The sequence below is a fragment of the Streptomyces sp. NPDC001599 genome (assembly GCF_042893535.1).
In the GTDB taxonomy this organism is placed as follows: Bacteria; Actinomycetota; Actinomycetes; order Streptomycetales; family Streptomycetaceae; genus Streptomyces.
The window spans coordinates 425317-440484 of the sequence record NZ_JBIAVA010000002.1 but is presented as its reverse complement, the minus strand read 5'-3'; the positions used below and the strand labels follow the sequence as shown (position 1 = coordinate 440484).

The 15168-nt window shown below is 72.9% G+C and carries 17 protein-coding genes; 2 read left to right on the top strand and 15 right to left on the bottom strand.

The features are described from left to right. Nucleotides 1–107 precede the first annotated feature (107 nt). The 4 genes from groL to ACFYZ3_RS06715 form a co-directional block, all read right to left on the bottom strand. On the bottom strand, nucleotides 108–1733 hold the full coding sequence (gene groL, locus ACFYZ3_RS06730; RefSeq protein WP_388514393.1) for a chaperonin GroEL: 1626 nt from the start codon (nucleotides 1731–1733) through the stop codon (nucleotides 108–110). 120 nt (nucleotides 1734–1853) lie between these two features. Beyond that, entirely contained in the window at nucleotides 1854–2162 is a 309-nt protein-coding gene (gene groES / locus ACFYZ3_RS06725; RefSeq protein WP_003974211.1) for a co-chaperone GroES, read from the bottom strand. Nucleotides 2163–2526: 364 nt separating this feature from the next. Further along, complete coding sequence (locus tag ACFYZ3_RS06720) at nucleotides 2527–3276, bottom strand: polysaccharide deacetylase family protein (protein ID WP_388514391.1); 750 nt, start codon at nucleotides 3274–3276, stop codon at nucleotides 2527–2529. Then, nucleotides 3273–4208, bottom strand: a complete 936-nt coding sequence (locus tag ACFYZ3_RS06715; protein ID WP_388514390.1) for a polysaccharide deacetylase family protein — start codon at nucleotides 4206–4208, stop codon at nucleotides 3273–3275. The genes ACFYZ3_RS06720 and ACFYZ3_RS06715 overlap by 4 nt, the downstream gene beginning before the upstream one ends. 90 nt (nucleotides 4209–4298) lie before the next feature. Between ACFYZ3_RS06715 and ACFYZ3_RS06710 the strand changes: the two genes are divergently transcribed. Beyond that, entirely contained in the window at nucleotides 4299–5489 is a 1191-nt protein-coding gene (locus ACFYZ3_RS06710; RefSeq protein ID WP_388514389.1) for a methyltransferase domain-containing protein, read from the top strand. Here ACFYZ3_RS06710 and ACFYZ3_RS06705 read toward each other — a convergent pair. The 8 genes from ACFYZ3_RS06705 to tsaB form a co-directional block, all read right to left on the bottom strand. Further along, nucleotides 5486–6745: an RNA polymerase sigma factor gene (locus ACFYZ3_RS06705; protein WP_388514388.1), complete on the bottom strand. Its 1260-nt coding sequence runs from the start codon at nucleotides 6743–6745 to the stop codon at nucleotides 5486–5488. The two genes, ACFYZ3_RS06710 and ACFYZ3_RS06705, sit on opposite strands and share 4 nt — an antisense overlap. Before the next feature lie 71 nt (nucleotides 6746–6816). Further along, nucleotides 6817–7173, bottom strand: coding sequence for a YciI family protein (locus tag ACFYZ3_RS06700; RefSeq protein WP_361010312.1), 357 nt, complete (start codon nucleotides 7171–7173; stop codon nucleotides 6817–6819). Nucleotides 7174–7292: 119 nt separating this feature from the next. Next, entirely contained in the window at nucleotides 7293–8318 is a 1026-nt protein-coding gene (locus ACFYZ3_RS06695) for an LCP family protein (RefSeq protein WP_388514387.1), read from the bottom strand. 138 nt (nucleotides 8319–8456) lie between these two features. After that, nucleotides 8457–9524 (bottom strand): LacI family DNA-binding transcriptional regulator, encoded by a 1068-nt coding sequence (locus ACFYZ3_RS06690; protein ID WP_388514386.1) that lies wholly within the window; start codon nucleotides 9522–9524, stop codon nucleotides 8457–8459. Between the two features lie 83 nt (nucleotides 9525–9607). Next, complete coding sequence (locus ACFYZ3_RS06685; protein ID WP_388514384.1) at nucleotides 9608–9907, bottom strand: hypothetical protein; 300 nt, start codon at nucleotides 9905–9907, stop codon at nucleotides 9608–9610. Beyond that, a complete protein-coding gene (gene tsaD / locus ACFYZ3_RS06680) occupies nucleotides 9904–11034 on the bottom strand; it encodes a tRNA (adenosine(37)-N6)-threonylcarbamoyltransferase complex transferase subunit TsaD (protein ID WP_388514382.1) in 1131 nt (376 codons plus the stop codon). Before tsaD ends, ACFYZ3_RS06685 begins: the two co-directional genes overlap by 4 nt. Continuing rightward, nucleotides 11027–11560, bottom strand: coding sequence for a ribosomal protein S18-alanine N-acetyltransferase (rimI, locus tag ACFYZ3_RS06675; RefSeq protein ID WP_388514381.1), 534 nt, complete (start codon nucleotides 11558–11560; stop codon nucleotides 11027–11029). Before rimI ends, tsaD begins: the two co-directional genes overlap by 8 nt. Further along, nucleotides 11557–12210 (bottom strand): tRNA (adenosine(37)-N6)-threonylcarbamoyltransferase complex dimerization subunit type 1 TsaB, encoded by a 654-nt coding sequence (gene tsaB / locus ACFYZ3_RS06670; RefSeq protein ID WP_388514380.1) that lies wholly within the window; start codon nucleotides 12208–12210, stop codon nucleotides 11557–11559. The genes rimI and tsaB overlap by 4 nt, the downstream gene beginning before the upstream one ends. Nucleotides 12211–12404: 194 nt before the next feature. Between tsaB and ACFYZ3_RS06665 the strand changes: the two genes are divergently transcribed. Then, nucleotides 12405–12959, top strand: a complete 555-nt coding sequence (locus ACFYZ3_RS06665) for a hypothetical protein (RefSeq protein WP_388514379.1) — start codon at nucleotides 12405–12407, stop codon at nucleotides 12957–12959. 67 nt (nucleotides 12960–13026) lie between these two features. On the opposite strand, the gene ACFYZ3_RS06660 is transcribed toward ACFYZ3_RS06665, so the two are convergent. From ACFYZ3_RS06660 to ACFYZ3_RS06650, 3 genes are all read right to left on the bottom strand, one after another. Next, nucleotides 13027–13236, bottom strand: coding sequence for a hypothetical protein (locus ACFYZ3_RS06660; protein WP_361010293.1), 210 nt, complete (start codon nucleotides 13234–13236; stop codon nucleotides 13027–13029). 146 nt (nucleotides 13237–13382) lie between these two features. Next, the gene (gene tsaE, locus ACFYZ3_RS06655; RefSeq protein ID WP_388514378.1) at nucleotides 13383–13943 is read right to left on the bottom strand and encodes a tRNA (adenosine(37)-N6)-threonylcarbamoyltransferase complex ATPase subunit type 1 TsaE; all 561 of its coding nucleotides are present in this window, start codon (nucleotides 13941–13943) and stop codon (nucleotides 13383–13385) included. Then, on the bottom strand, nucleotides 13909–15168 hold the full coding sequence (locus ACFYZ3_RS06650; protein ID WP_388514377.1) for an alpha/beta fold hydrolase: 1260 nt from the start codon (nucleotides 15166–15168) through the stop codon (nucleotides 13909–13911). The genes tsaE and ACFYZ3_RS06650 overlap by 35 nt, the downstream gene beginning before the upstream one ends.

Below are 15168 nucleotides of genomic sequence, written 5' to 3'. Positions count from 1 at the left end.
CCCTTGCTCATGACACATCACCGCGTCTCGCCACTGGCGTATGCGCCGGTGGAACGGGAAGGGCCCGGCATCCACCAGGATGCCGGGCCCTTCTACGAGCGTGTCGCTCAGTGGGCGTGGCCGTGGCCGTGGCCCCCGGCGGCCGGCTCTTCCTCTTCCTTCTTCTCGACGACCAGGGTCTCGGTCGTGAGCAGGAGGGAGGCGATGGAGGCGGCGTTCTCCAGGGCGGAGCGGGTGACCTTCACCGGGTCGATGACGCCGGCCTTGACCAGGTCGCCGTACTCGCCGGTGGCGGCGTTGAAGCCCTGGCCCTTGTCGAGCTCGGCGACCTTGGAGGTGATGACGTAGCCCTCCAGGCCGGCGTTCTCGGCGATCCAGCGCAGCGGCTCGACGGCGGCGCGGCGGACGACCGCGACACCGGTGGCCTCGTCGCCGGTCTTGCCGAGGTTGCCCTCGAGGACCTTGACGGCGTGGACCAGCGCGGAGCCACCACCGGAGACGATGCCCTCCTCGACCGCGGCGCGGGTCGCGGAGATGGCGTCCTCCAGACGGTGCTTGCGCTCCTTCAGCTCCACCTCGGTGGCGGCGCCGACCTTGATCACGCACACGCCGCCGGCCAGCTTCGCGAGGCGCTCCTGGAGCTTCTCGCGGTCCCAGTCGGAGTCCGTGTTCTCGATCTCGGCCTTGATCTGGGCGATGCGGCCCTGGACCTCGTCGCGCTTGCCGGCACCGTCGACGATCGTGGTGTCGTCCTTGGTGACGGTGATGCGGCGGGCGGTGCCGAGCACCTCGAGGCCGACCTGGTCGAGCTTGAGGCCGACCTCCTCGGAGATCACCGTGGCGCCGGTGAGGACGGCCATGTCCTGCAGCATCGCCTTGCGGCGGTCGCCGAAGCCGGGGGCCTTGACGGCCACCGCGTTGAAGGTGCCGCGGATCTTGTTGACGACGAGGGTGGAGAGCGCCTCGCCCTCCAGGTCCTCGGCGATGATCAGCAGCGGCTTGGAGGCGTTGGCCTGGATGACCTTCTCCAGCAGCGGCAGCAGGTCCGCGATGGAGGAGATCTTGCCCTGGTTGATCAGGATGTACGGGTCGTCGAGGACGGCCTCCATGCGCTCCTGGTCCGTCACGAAGTACGGAGACAGGTAGCCCTTGTCGAAGGCCATGCCCTCGGTGAAGTCCAGCTCCAGACCGAAGGTGTTGGACTCCTCGACGGTGATGACACCGTCCTTGCCGACCTTGTCCATCGCCTCGGCGATCAGCTCGCCGACCTGCTGGTCCTGGGCGGACAGCGCGGCCACGGCGGCGATGTCGGACTTCTCGTCGATCGGGCGGGCGGTGGCGAGGAGGTCTTCCGACACGGCGGCGACGGCCGCGTCGATGCCCTTCTTCAGCAGGGCCGGGGAGGCACCGGCGGCGACGTTCTTCAGGCCCTCGCGCACGAGCGCCTGGGCGAGCACGGTGGCGGTGGTGGTGCCGTCACCCGCGATGTCGTTGGTCTTGGTCGCCACCTCCTTCACCAGCTGGGCGCCGAGGTTCTCGTAGGGGTCCTCGACCTCGACCTCGCGGGCGATGGTGACGCCGTCGTTGGTGATGGTGGGGGCGCCGAACTTCTTGTCGATGACGACGTTGCGGCCCTTGGGACCGATCGTCACCTTCACGGTGTCGGCGAGCTTGTTGACGCCGCGCTCGAGGGCGCGACGGGCGTCCTCGTCGAACTTCAGGATCTTCGCCATGGGAGCGTGAGCCCTCTTCCGGAAATCTTGGGGTTATACGGCAACTGCGCCCCCGACGCCCGGCTTTTTAAGGTCGCGGGAGCCAGGGGCGCAGCTGGAAAGCAAGGTGCTTCGGGTGAACTACTTCTCGACGATCGCGAGCACGTCGCGGGCCGAGAGGACGAGGTACTCCTCGCCGTTGTACTTCACCTCGGTGCCGCCGTACTTGCTGTAGAGCACGACGTCGCCGACGCTGACGTCGAGCGGAAGACGGTTGCCGTCCTCGAAGCGGCCCGGGCCCACGGCCAGGACGACGCCCTCCTGGGGCTTCTCCTTGGCGGTGTCCGGAATGACCAGGCCCGAAGCCGTGGTCTGCTCGGCGTCGAGCGGCTGGACCACGATGCGGTCCTCGAGCGGCTTGATGGCAACCTTGGAGCTGGTGGTCGTCACGATCCGACCTCCCCCTTCGGAGATCTCACGGGGTTAACTGTCTGAGGTGGCGACCAGGTGGATCCGTCGTCGCGGGTGCCGGACCTGCCCGTCGCGTAGTTGGCACTCTCCAGTGGGGAGTGCCAGAGCCGAGCCTATGACTGCGATTAGCACTCGGTCAAGCGGAGTGCCAATGCCGGCGGCGCGTCGGCGGGGTTTTCGGGTGAACGCCGGTTTGTGGAGGCACCCTGCGTGGGTGTGGGCGTCGCTGGGGGCTGCCGCCCCCAGGCCCCCGCTTCGGCCCTGAACGGGCCTCGTCCTCAAACGCCGGACGGGCTGGATGATGCCGGCCTGGGTCGAAAGGTCACCGGTCTGCGGCAAGAAGTCAGACGTAGTCCTCCAAGTCGCCCACCCTCAGCCCCTGCTCCTCGGCCGTCTCCAGCAGACGTTCCGTGCGGGCCGTCAGGTTCGTGGCCGTCGGGTGGTCCGGGTCCACGGCGATGATGTCGCCGGGGTGGAGGCGGTGGTCGCCGCGGGTGTAGGTGAGGGCGCCGTCGGTGTCGAGGGTGGCGCGCCACAGGACCAGGGCCGTGATGCCGCAGTCGGCGGCGGCGCGCAGGGTCGTGGTGTCGTACGTGCCGTGCGGCGGACGGAAGAGGCGGGCGCGGACGCCGAAGCGGGACCTGAGCTTGGTCTGCTGGCCGCAGATCTCGGCGCGCTGGCCGGCGTAGGGCAGGCCGCGCAGGGAGCGGTGGTCGAGGGTGTGGTTCTGCAGGCTCGCGCCGAACGGGCGCAGCCGGGCGAGGTCGCCGTACGCCGGTCCGGCGACGGTGTCAGTGAGGAACAGGGTGACCGGGAGCCGCCGTTCGCGGACCAGGGCGGCGAAGGCGGGGTCGCGTTCGGCGCTGTCGTCGTAGGTGAGGAAGACGACCGGGTCGTCGGTGCGCACGTGGTCCACGACGGGCGGCAGGCGACGGCCCCGGTCGGCGTCCTGCGCGGGGTCCCCGGCCGCCGCCGCGTGTTCGGCGGGTGCGGCGGCGCTCCGGTCGCAGCCGGTGAGCGGGAGCAGCAGGAGCAGGGGGAGCAGGAGGGCGGCCGGGGCGGCGCCGGCCGGGCGGGACCGCCCTCGCCTCACAGGTAGTCCTCCAGGCGGGCCACCGCGTACCCGTCGGCGGTGATCCGGTCCAGGAAGCGGCGGACCATGTCGGTCATGGTGCCGTCCCAGTCGTTCTCGCCCCGGAAGTGGGTGAGGACGATGTCGCCGGGGTGCAGGTCCTGGTCCCACTCGCGGTACTCCCAGTGGTCGACGTACACCTCCTCGCTCCAGATCGGGGCGTACTTGATCCCGCAGGACTTGGCGGCACGCAGGGTGTCGCGGTTGTAGTTGCCGTACGGCGGGCGGAAGAGGGTGGGGCGCTTGCCGTAGTGCTTCTCCATCACGTCCTGCATGCCGCAGATCTCCCGCTTCTGGTCCTCGTAGGAGAGCCCGGGGAGGTAGGGGTGGCTCAGGGTGTGGTTGTTGAGGGTGATGCCGCGGGCCTGCATCTTCTTGAAGTAGCCGTAGTCGTCCTTGATCTCCTCGTCGGTGAGGAAGACGGTGTACGGGATCTTCAGCTCGCTCATCATCTTCAGGAACGCCGGGTCCTTCTCGGCGCCGTCGTCGATGGTGAGGAAGACGATCTTCTCCTTGGTGGGGACGGTGGTGAAGACCGGCGGAAGGCCGTCCTCCTCCTGGCCGTCGACCTCGAAGCCCTCGCGGGCCTTGATCTCCGGCTTCTTCGCGGGGGGTACGGGGGCCGCCAGCGGGACCTTCTTCAGGTCCCAGCGCTTGGCGGCGGCGGCCAGGGCGGCCCGGGCCTCGCGCGCCTCGGCCGCGCCGTCGACCGCGCGTGCGGGGGGCGCCTTCGGGGCCTGCTGGCCGGAGGCGCCGCGCACCCCCTGCCCGTCGTCCTGAGCGCAGCCGGCGGCGAGGGCGGCTACGGCGACGACGAGGACGGCGGTGGCACGGGGGGCCCGGGACACGCGACGCGACGCCCGACTTTTATCATTTTGTACGACTTCTCGCATGGTGCCGGATCCTCGCAGTCCCCGGCCGCCGGACCCGGCCCGACACCGCGCCGGAGGCACACCATCCACCGACTGGCCCACAATGACCCGGTGAACGACCTCGACTTCCTCCTGACCCCCGAAGGCCGCGCGCTCCTCGACGAGGTGCGCGACACCGACCCCGCCCGGGAGTTGGCGGTCGCGACCCGGCTGCGGCGCACGCATCCCGCCGAGCTGGTGTCGGCGGCGCTCGGGCAGGCGCGGCTGCGGCAGCGGGCGGTGGCGAAGTTCGGGGCCGAGGACGCCGGGCGGATGTTCTTCACGCCCAACGGGGTCGAGCAGTCGACGCGGGCGAGCGTGGCGGCGTACCGGGCGGAGTGCCTCCAGGCGCTCGGGGTGCGGTCCGTCGCCGACCTGTGCTGCGGGATCGGCGGCGACGCGATCGCGTTCGCCCGTGCCGGGATCCGGGTCCTCGCCGTCGACCACGACCCGGTCACCACCGCGGCGGCCCGTGCCAACGCCGACGCGCTCGGTCTCGCCGGCCTGATCGAGGTGCGGGAGGCCGATGTGACGGAGGTGGACACGGCCGGGTACGACGCCGTGTTCGTCGACCCCGCCCGGCGTTCCTCCAAACGCGGCCGGATCTTCGACCCGGAGGCGTACTCCCCGCCCCTGTCCTGGGCCGTGTCCGCCGCGCTCGGGGCGCCGCTCGGCCTGCTGAAGATCGCGCCCGGCATTCCGCACGAGGCGATCCCCCCGGAGGCGACGGCCGAGTGGGTTTCGGACGGCGGGGACGTCAAGGAGGCCGTGCTGTGGTTCGGCCCGGACGTGACGCCGGGGGCGCGGCGGGCGACGCTGCTGCCCGCCATGGCGGGGATCTACGTGACACCCGAGACCATGCTCCCGGACCCCGGGGCGCGGCCGGTCGGGAGGTACCTGTACGAGCCGGACGGCGCCGTTATCCGCGCCCACCTGGTCGCCGAGGTGGCCGACGACCTGGACGGCGGGCTGATCGACCCGACCATCGCCTACGTCACCGCCGACGAAGCGCACAGCACGCCGTACGCCACCGCCTACGAGATCACCGACCAGCTCCCGTTCAACGTCAAGAAGCTGAAGGCGCTGCTGCGGGAGCGCGGGGTCGGCACGCTGACGGTGAAGAAGCGGGGCTCGGCGGTCGAGCCGGAGGAGCTGCGGAGGAAGGTCAGGCCGCAGGGGCCGAACGCCGCGACCGTGTTCCTGACGCGGGTCGCGGGGGCGCCGACGATGCTGATCGGGCACCCCGTCCGCCAGGACGGCTAGAGGGCGTCCGTCTCCCGCGCGCGGCGCCGCAGGAGCGCGCGTTCGCGTGCGTTGCGGGTCAGGGAGGCGGCCCGTTCGAACTCCTCGCGGGCCTCCGCCGTGCGGTCCAGGCGGAGCAGGAGGTCGCCCCGGACGCTGGGGAGCAGGTGGTAGTCGCGCAGGGCCGGTTCCGCGGCGAGGGCGTCGACGAGGGCCAGGGCGGGGGCCGGGCCCTCGGCCATCGAGACGGCGACGGCGCGGTTGAGTTCGACGACCGGGGACGGGGCACGGGCCGCGAGCAGGCCGTAGAGCGTGGCGATGCGGGGCCAGTCGGTCTCCTCGTAGGTGAGGGCCGTCGCATGGCAGGCGGCGATCGCGGCCTGGAGGGCGTACGGGCCCGGCCCCGCGGCGCCGGTGGTCGCGTGGGCGTGGCCGAGAGCGGTGACGCCGCGGGCGATGAGCAGGCGGCTCCAGCGGTGGCGGTTCTGGTCCTTCAGCAGCACCGGCTCGCCGTCGGGGGCGGTGCGGGCGGCGGTGCGGGAGGACTGGAACTCCAGCAGCGCGGTCAGGCCGTGGACCTCGGGCTCCTTCGGCATCAGGGCGGACAGCACGCGGGCCAGGCGCAGGGCGTCCTCGCACAGGGCGGGGCGGAGCCAGTCGTCGCCCGCGGTGGCCGCGTAGCCCTCGTTGAAGATCAGGTAGATGACCTCCAGGACCGAGCCGAGGCGGGCGGCGCGGTCCGGTCCGTACGGCACCTCGAAGGCGACGTTCTTCCTGGCCAGCGTGCGTTTGGCGCGGACGATGCGCTGGGCGACGGTCGGTTCGGGCACGAGGCGGGCGCGGGCGATCTCGGGCGTGGTCAGGCCGCCGAGCAGGCGGAGGGTGAGGGCGATGCGGGCCTCGGCGGACAGCACCGGGTGGCAGGCGGTGAAGATCAGCCGCAGCAGGTCGTCGTCGATGTCCTCGGGGTCGGCGGGCTCCTCGGGCGGGGGCGCCGAGGCGGGCAGGTCCCGGCCGATCTCCGCGAGCTTGCGGGCGTAGGTCTCCCGGCGCCGGATCAGGTCGACGGCGCGGCGGCGGGCGGTGGTCATGAGCCAGGCGCCCGGGTTGTCGGGCACCCCGTCCCTCGGCCACTGCTCCAGGGCGGCGACCAGGGCGTCCTGGGTGAGTTCCTCGGCGATGCCGACGTCCCGGACGAGCCGGGCGACCCCGGCGATCACGCGGGGCGACTCGAGCCGGAAGACGGTTTCGAAGGCTGCGGTGGGCTGCGGCTGCACAGCCCACCATGCAACACCCTCGGGCGGCCGGGGCAAAACGGGACCGGACCGCCCTCCGCGGGCTCAGCCTCTCAGCCCTCCATCAGCTCGCGCACCTCGCAGGTCACCGTCCAGTACTCCTCGTGCACCTTCAGGAACCGCTTGGTCCACTCGACCGCCTCGGCCCGGTCCTTGGCCTGGAGCAGGGAGTAGCCGCCGATGACCTCCTTGGTCTCGGTGAAGGGCCCGTCGGTGACGGAGAGCTGTCCGCCCTCGTAGTGGACGCGGGTGCCCTCGCTGGTCGGGGTCAGGCCGGCCGTGTCCAGCAGGACGCCGGCCTTGGTCATCTCCTCCATCAGCTTCTCCATCCGCTGGATCAGCTCGGGGCTGGGGCCGCCGGAGAGGGCGTCGGACTCCTCGATGCGGATGAGGGACAGGTAGCGGGGCATGGTGACTCCTCGGACGGTTCGGCAGCCGGGCTTCTCCCGGCCTCTCACCCTTGCGTCGAACGGGCCGGCCGCGGATCGACACACGCCGGAAAGATTTCCGGGACCTCTGTCGGCGCATCTCAGCGCAGCGATTCCCACAGCTCGGCGGCGTCCGGCTGGTCGGCCACCACCCGGTTGGGGTCCGAGGGGGCGGGCAGCACCGGCATCGTCAGCGTGCGTACGTCGTCCGCGGCGAGGTCCCCGAGGCTGCGGCCCAGGTTCGTCAGCTCGCCCAGCGAGTCCAGGCCGGTGTCGGTGGTGAGGCTGCCGGTGAGAGCGTCGGCGACCTGGTAGAGGCGGGCGGGGTCGGTGAGCAGGTCGGTGGCGGAGATCTGCTCGAGGAGCGCCTTGACGAGCTTGTGCTGGAGCTCTATCCGGGCGAGGTCGCTGCCGCCGGCCAGCCCGTACCGGGTGCGGGCCAGGCCGAGGGCCTCGGTGCCGTCGAGGTGGTGGGTGCCGGCGTCCAGGTGCAGGTGGCTCTTGTCGTCGTCGATGTCCACGTCCGTGGTGACGGTGACCCCGCCGAGCGCGTCCACGAGGTCGGCGAAGCCGGAGAAGTCGACCTCGACGTAGTGGTCCATGCGCACGCCGGTGAGCGACTCGACGGTCTTCACGGCGCAGACCGGCCCGCCCAGTTCGTAGGCGGTGTTGAACATCGCGCCGCTCGCCGCCCTGGTCGTACCGCCGGACGGCAGCGGGCAGGAGGGGCGCTCGACGAGGGTGTCGCGCGGGATGCTGACGACGGTGGCGGCGGTGCGGCCCGCGTCGAGGTGGACGACCATGGCCGTGTCCGAGCGGGCTCCCCCGCTGTCGCCGCCGCCCAGCTCCTGGTTCTCCTCGCCGCTGCGCGAGTCGGAGCCGAGGACGAGGATGTTGAGGGCGCCGGTGGGCACCGGGGAGGCGGAGGGGACGGTGACCGGTCGAGCGGGGCGGTCGTCTCCGAGCGCGCCGTTGATGTCGACGCTTTTGATGTTGCCGTTCAGGTGCCAGTAGGCCCAGCCCGCCGCACCGGCGCCGAGCAGCAGGGAACCGGCCAGGGCCAGGCCGGCCACCCTCAGCCCCTTCCGGCGGCCGCCCCGTCCGTCCTGTCCGCCCCGCGCCGCCATGCGTCAGCCCCCGCCCTGCCAGTCCCGTCCGCGTCCCCACCCGGATGCCCCACCGGAAGGAACATAAGTCCGAATTATTGAAACTGGAACAGGTGGGTCGGGCTTCTGCGGAAATTCTCAGACTGCGGGCTTATCCGCTCATCCCGTCACGGCCCGGCCCTCTTGGGGCGGCGCCGTGCTGCTGCGCACCTCCAGGCTGGTGGCCAGCTCCACGCGGGTCGCCGTCGAGGAACCGTCGTCCCGCCCGAGGTCCAGGACCAGCCGGGCCGCCGCCTCGGCCATCTCCATCAGCGGCTGCCGTACGGTCGTCAGCGGCGGCCCCACCCAGCGGGCCACCGGCAGGTCGTCGAACCCGACCACGCTCAGGTCGTGCGGGATGCGCAGCCCCAGCTCACGCGCCGCCTCGTACAGGCCGAGCGCCTGGAGGTCGTTGCCGGCGAAGACGGCGGTCGGGCGGTCCGGGCGGCGCAGCAGTTCGAGACCCTGCCGGTAGCCGGCCTCGTGGTGGAAGTCGCCGGTCACGATCAGGCCGGGGTCGACCGGCAGCCCCGCCGTCTCCAGGGCGGCCCGGTAGCCGTCGATGCGGGCGCGGCTGCACATCATGCGGGTGGGTCCACTGATGGCGCCGATGCGGGTGTGGCCGAGGTCGACCAGGTGCCGGGTGGCGGCGAGGCCGCCCTGCCAGTTGGTGGCGCCGATGGACGGCACGTCGGCGCCGGGGTCGCCGGCCGGGTCCATCACCACGAACGGGATGGAGCGGCTGGTGAGCAGGGCGCGCTGGGACTCGTCGAGGCCGGACAGGACGAGGATCACGCCGTGCGGGCGGCGGGCGGCGACCTGGTCGGCCCAGGTCCGGCCGGGCGTGAGGCGGCCCGCGCTCTCGGAGAGCACGACGCTGAGCCCCGTGTCCCGGGCCACGTTCTCCACGCCCCGGATGACCTCCATCGCCCAGGCGCTCTCCAGCTCGTGGAAGACCAGGTCGATCAGGGGCGAGCGGGTGGACTCGGCCCGCCTGCGCCGATAGCCGTGGACGCGCAGCAGCTCCTCGACGCGGGCCCGGGTCGACGGGGCGACGTCGGCGCGGCCGTTGAGCACCTTCGAAACAGTCGGTGCCGACACACCGGCCTCACGCGCGATCTCGGCGAGGGTCGCGGTCTGAGCGGACCGCTTTTGCGTCCGGGTTTCAGCGGGCTGCGGGGATGTCATGGCGGCGATCGTAACCCCATCAGGCCGCTTGACGAAGGGCCGGCGAACCGAGGCCCATCGGAACATTCGACGTCAGTGCCGAATCATTCGACCAGACCGTCGGCACTCCGGGCCGATTCGACCGGCTCGGCCGACTCGACCGACTCGAACCGCCAGCGGTGCACCGCCCGCGTCACCAGGTTCTCGTCCGGTTCGGGCAGTTCCGGGAGTCCGGCGTCGTACGCGGCGTCCCACCAGGTGATGACGAGGACACGGTCCTGCGGCGCGCGCAGGGTCTCCCGGCGCAGCGGCCGCCGGGGCAGCTCCTGCCGCCGCGCCCAGGCCAGCAGCTCCCCGCCCCGGCCGGGCACGGCCCGCGCCTCCCACATCAGCGCGACGGTCACGAGTAGAGGTTCTCCTTGCTGACCTCGTGCACGTGGTCGTGGTCGTGGTCGTGGCCGTGGCCGTGCGGGTGGCCCTGCCCCGGCACGTGCGGCTCCGTCACCGGCAGGGAGGAGTCCGCGGAGAGGTCCCAGTCGGAGGCGGCCCGGTTCCGGGCGACCATCTCGGCGCCGAGGGCCGCGACCATCGCGCCGTTGTCCGTGCACAGCTTGGGGCGCGGCACCCGCAGCCGGATCCCGGCCGCGTCGCAGCGCTCCTGGGCCAGCGCCCGCAGCCGCGAGTTGGCGGCCACGCCACCGCCGATCATCAGGTGGTCGACGCCCTCGTCCTTGCAGGCCCGCACCGCCTTGCGGGTCAGCACGTCCACGACCGCCTCCTGGAAGGAGGCCGACACGTCGCGCACCGGCACCTCCTCCCCCGCCGCCCGCTTGGCCTCGATCCAGCGGGCCACGGCCGTCTTGAGACCGGAGAAGGAGAAGTCGTACGCCGCGTCGCGCGGGCCGGTCAGCCCGCGCGGGAAGGCGATCGCCTCCGGGTCGCCCTCGCGCGCGTACCGGTCGATGACCGGACCGCCCGGGAAGCCCAGGTTCAGCACGCGGGCGATCTTGTCGAAGGCCTCGCCGGCCGCGTCGTCGATGGTCGCGCCGAGGGGGCGGACGTCCGAGGTGATGTCCGTGGACAGGAGCAGGGAGGAGTGCCCGCCGGAGACCAGCAGCGCCATCGTCGGCTCGGGCAGCGCACCGTGTTCGAGCTGGTCGACGCAGATGTGCGAGGCGAGGTGGTTGACGCCGTACAGGGGCTTGCCGAGCGCGTAGGCGTACGCCTTCGCCGCCGAGACGCCCACCAGCAGCGCGCCCGCGAGGCCGGGTCCGGCGGTGACGGCGATGCCGTCGAGGTCGCGCGCGCTCACCCCCGCCTCCTTGAGGGCGCGGTCGATGGTCGGCACCATCGCCTCCAGGTGGGCGCGGCTGGCCACCTCCGGCACGACGCCGCCGAAGCGGGCGTGCTCGTCGACGCTGGACGCGACGGCGTCGGCCAGCAGGGTGGTGCCGCGCACGACACCGACACCGGTCTCGTCGCAGGAGGTCTCGATCCCCAGGACGAGAGGCTCGTCGCGTGAGTCAGCCATGGTTCTCGGTTCCTCGTTCGGTTCCCGGTACGGAGGTGGACGGGTCGGTCAGGCGCATCACCAGGGCGTCCACGTTCCCCGGCTGGTAGTAGCCGCGTCTGAAGCCGATGGGCTCGAAGCCGAAGCGCTCGTACAGCCGCTGGGCCCGAGTGTTGTCCACCCGGCATTCCAGCAGCACCTCGGTGCACTCGAAGTCGGTCGCCGCGTGCAGCAGCTCGGTCAGCAGCCGCGCGCCGAGGCCGGTGCCCCAGTGGTCGCGGGCGACGGCGATGGTCTGCACGTCGGCCTGCTCGCCGGAGGTGACCAGGCCCGCGTAGCCGACGACGTGGGCGTCCTCCTCGGCGACCAGGTAGCGCCGGGTCGCCCCGGGCCCGCGCGCGTGGGCCAGCTCGGACCAGAACATCCCGCGCGACCAGGCGTCCTCCGGGAACAGCTCACGCTCCATGCGCAGCACGGGGTCGATGTCCCACCAGCGCATCTCGCGCAGCACGGCGGGTACGGACTCGGCGGTGGCTGGCTCGGTCACTTCGGGGTGACCACCTTGTAGTTCTTGGGGACCTGAGCGTCGGGCCGGCGCAGGTACAGCGGCCGGGGCGCGGGCAGCTCCTCGCCCGCCGCCAGCTTCTCGGCGGCCAGCCGGGCCAGGGCGGCGGCGGACACGTGCTCCGGCTCGTGCGCCCGGGGGAAGGTGTCCGGGTAGAGCAGCGCGCCCGCGCCGACGGCCGGGAGCCCGGCCACCTGCTCGGCGATGTCGGCGGGCCGGTCCACGGCGGGGTCGGTGAGCCGGGTGCGGGAGTCGGCGTACCGCGCCCAGTAGACCTCCTTGCGGCGGGCGTCGGTCGCCACCACGAAGGGGCCCGCCAGGTCGGCGGCGAACGCGAGGCCGTCCAGGGTGCACACGCCGTGCACGGGCACGCCGAGCGCGAGCCCGAAGGCGTCCGCGGTCATCAGGCCGACCCGCAGCCCCGTGTACGGGCCGGGGCCGGTGCCGGCGACGACGGCGGTGACGGCGTCGAGCCGCAGGCCGGCCTCCGCGAGCACCCGGTCCACGGCGGGCAGCAGCAGCTCACCGTGCCGGCGTGCGTCGACCTGGCTCGACGAGGCGATGACGTCCGTACCGTCGTGCAGCGCGACGGTCACGGCGGGCGTGGCGGTATCCAGAGCGAGCAAGAGCACGCAAACAGCCTACGGCGCCGCGGAGCCCGTGTCGGACGCCCTGTGGACAACCCGGGGGCTCCCGCCCGGTCCGGGCCGGGCACTCCGTGTCGCACACCGCGGTCACGTGCTCACGTACTGCTACCGTCGCCCGGGGGTGGGGCACGCGGGACGTACGCGCAGGACACACGAGTACGACGACGAGGTGGTCGCCAGTGGCAAGCAGCAGCGCCGGAATCGTCACCGGCCTCATCACGGCGGCCCTCGTGACCATCGGCGTCCTGGCCCACCAGGCCTCCGTCAGCGTCCCCGCCGACCTCGGCAGGACCCACGCGACCGCCAGCCCGGCCCCGGGCGCCGCCAAGGCGCCGCGCGACCGGCGGCACCCCGACGCGCTGCCCGCCATGTCCGGACGGGGTGAACGGGTGGTGTACTCGGTGGACGACGACCGCGTGTGGCTGGTCGGCCCGGGGAACAAGGTGCGGCGCACCTTCGGGGTCACGCCCAGCACGGTCGATCCGGCACCGGGCGCCTACACGGTCACGTCCCGGTCCAACCGGATCACCGGGTCCGACGGCGTCCCGGTCGAGCACGTGGTGCGCTTCACCGGCGCCGAGGGCGTGGCCATCGGGTTCAGCGCGGCGGTCGACGGCTCGACGGCCGCGCCCGACCCGGACCGGCCCACCGGCGGCATCCGCGAGTCGCGCGCGGACGGCGACGCGATGTGGAAGTTCGCGACGATCGGACGGCAGGTCGTCGTCGTCCCCTGACGGCCCGCGGGCCTCCGGCTCCGGCACCGGCACCGGCACCGGCACCGGCACCGGCACCGGCCGAGCGTCAGGCGGCCTCGCGGTGGCCCCGGTCGTCGCGGTGGCCCTGCTGGTCGCGGACCGGCCGGCGGGTCTCGGGTTCGGGGGCGCGCGGCGGCGTCGAGACCGCCGTCGCGGCGGCGCAGGAGGCGAGCAGGTCACGCATCGACACCCCGGCGGGCGCGGGCGGCTGATGGCTCGGACGGCCCTGCGGCTGGGCCTGGGACACGGACGACATGGACGCCTCCTGAAGCTCGGGGGCGGGCGCAGTAAGGCATGCCTAACTACGAGCCGAGTACCATGTGACCACGCGCAAGACCCGGAACGCAATCTTTTGCCGACGCTTTGTCGGAAAATCCGGCGGGAGGTGTGCGCCGGGGCGGCTCAGCCGGCGAGGACGCTCACGTCGGCCGTGGCCCACCGCTCGCCCAGGCCGGTCACCGTCACGTGCCGCACCTCGTCCGTGGTGTCGCCGACGGCCCGGTCGATCCGGAGCCGCAACCGGTCCTCGGTCAGCTCCTCGACCTTGCCCTCGCCCCACTCGACCACGATCACCGAGTCGGACAGGGACACGTCGAGGTCGAGGTCCTCCATCTCGTCGAGGCCGCCGGACAGCCGGTAGGCGTCCACGTGGACGAGCGGCGGCCCCTCACCGAGCGAGGGGTGCACGCGGGCGATCACGAAGGTCGGGGAGGTCACGGCGCCCCGCACGCCGAGCCCCTCGCCGAGACCGCGGGTCAGCGTCGTCTTGCCCGCGCCCAGCTCCCCGCTGAGCATCACCAGGTCACCGGCGCGCAGCAGCTTGGCGAGCCTGCGGCCCAGTTCCCGCATCTGCTCGGGCGAGGTGACGGTGATCTCGACGCCCGGGGACGAGCTGTCGGGGGACGCTGCGGAGGAGGGACCGGAGGGCTCAGCCGGGCCCTGCGCTGCTGCTGGTGCTTCCATAGCCGTCCACGGTAGCCGCTGCGGGCACGGCGCCCGCGCGGGCGAGCAGGTCGGCGAGGCGGTCGGTGACCAGCTCGGGATGTTCCAGCATCACCAGGTGCCCGGCGTCGGGGACCAGCACCAGCTCCGCGTCCGGCAGCAGGTCGGCGATCGCCTCGCTGTGCTCGCTGGGCGTCACCAGGTCCCGCACCCCGGCCAGGACCAGCACCGGAAGGCCGGCGAAGTGGGCGAGGGCCTCGGTCTTGTCGTGGTCGTTGAAGGCCGGGTAGTACTCGGCGACGACGTCGATCGGCGTCGACTCGATCATCCGCTCGGCGAACCGGGCCACGGCCGGGTCGACGTCCCGGGACGCGAACGAGTACCGCTTGATGATCCCGGCGAACAGGTCCGCCGTCGCCCGCCGCCCCCGCTCCACCAGCTCGGCCCGCTGCCCGAGCGCCTTGAGCACACCCGGCAGCACCCGCCGCACCGCGTTGACCCCGGCCACCGGCAGCCCGAAGTTGACCTCGCCGAGCCGCCCGGACGACGTGCCGACGAGGGCGACGCCGACGACGCGCTCGCGGACCAGGTCGGGAAAGGCGTCGGCCAGCGCCATCACGGTCATGCCGCCCATGGAGTGGCCGACCAGCACGATCGGGCCCTCGGGAGCGGCCGCGTCGATGACGGCCTTGAGGTCGCGGCCCAGCTCCTCGATGCTGACCGGCCGGTCGTCCCGCGTCTGGGCCACGCCCCGCCCGGACCGGCCGTGGCTGCGCTGGTCCCAGTAGACGGTGCGGACGACGCCCCTGAGGGCCGCCCGCTGGAAGTGCCAGGAGTCCTGGTTGAGGCAGTATCCGTGGCTGAAGACGACGGTGACGGGTGCGGGCGCCTTGCGACCGAACAGCCGCCTGCGGCGCGGGGCGGGGTCGGCCCCGGCCTCCGGGTCGAGGTCGTCGACCTCGTAGTACAGCTCGGTGCCGTCCTCGGCGTACGCCTTGCCCGGCGTACCGCGCAGTCCGCCGTAGGGGCCCGTCGAGTCGAGGGCGAGGCGGGCCTTCTGGCGCATCCCGCGGCCGACGGTGAGCCGTTCTATCGCCACTCCGGCCGCGGCGCCCGCCGCGACCACGCCTATCGCGACCCCGGCGATGCCGGTCGCCCGGCGCCAGCCGCCGGCGGCGGCCTCGCCGGCGGCCTCCGTGGCGGAGGCGACGGCCGCCGCGACGGCCTCCGCGTTGCTCTCGCTCAC

Bases quoted from the DNA above. Each gene is read 5' to 3' on its own strand.
- tsaD (WP_388514382.1), bottom strand. From the start codon at position 11,034: ATGGCTGACTCACGCGACGAGCCTCTCGTCCTGGGGATCGAGACCTCC.
- ACFYZ3_RS06660 (WP_361010293.1), bottom strand. From the start codon at position 13,236: ATGTCGTCCGTGTCCCAGGCCCAGCCGCAGGGCCGTCCGAGCCATCAG.
- ACFYZ3_RS06715 (WP_388514390.1), bottom strand. From the start codon at position 4,208: ATGCGAGAAGTCGTACAAAATGATAAAAGTCGGGCGTCGCGTCGCGTG.
- groL (WP_388514393.1), bottom strand. From the start codon at position 1,733: ATGGCGAAGATCCTGAAGTTCGACGAGGACGCCCGTCGCGCCCTCGAG.
- ACFYZ3_RS06700 (WP_361010312.1), bottom strand. From the start codon at position 7,173: ATGCCCCGCTACCTGTCCCTCATCCGCATCGAGGAGTCCGACGCCCTC.
- ACFYZ3_RS06695 (WP_388514387.1), bottom strand. From the start codon at position 8,318: ATGGCGGCGCGGGGCGGACAGGACGGACGGGGCGGCCGCCGGAAGGGG.
- tsaE (WP_388514378.1), bottom strand. From the start codon at position 13,943: ATGGAAGCACCAGCAGCAGCGCAGGGCCCGGCTGAGCCCTCCGGTCCC.
- ACFYZ3_RS06690 (WP_388514386.1), bottom strand. From the start codon at position 9,524: ATGACATCCCCGCAGCCCGCTGAAACCCGGACGCAAAAGCGGTCCGCT.